The sequence below is a fragment of the Flavobacterium sp. YO12 genome (assembly GCF_004119495.1).
Lineage (GTDB): Bacteria > Bacteroidota > Bacteroidia > Flavobacteriales > Flavobacteriaceae > Flavobacterium.
Map to the genome: position 1 here is coordinate 1 of NZ_NRQU01000170.1, position 231 is coordinate 231.

1 protein-coding gene is annotated in these 231 nt (G+C 37.2%); it reads right to left on the reverse strand.

The features are described from left to right. Positions 1-231: hypothetical protein (locus BOW55_RS21015; RefSeq protein ID WP_206733647.1), on the reverse strand; the 231-nt coding region annotated here is incomplete at both ends.

The window sequence follows — 231 nt, forward strand, 5'->3', positions numbered from 1 at the left end:
CATTAGTAACTAAATCTGAAACCAAAGCATTTGATATTGAACAAAACTCTTGTGCTGCATTTCCTGTTGGTGTTCCTGCATTGTTTAGTATTGCAGTTACAGCTAAACGTGTAATGCTTTCGCAAGTTCCCACTGTTAATGAACCATAATAAACGGTTCCGTTTACAAGTGCTGTTCCTGCCGAAATTACATTTCCGCCATTTGCAGTATCATACCAAGTTACATTACTTT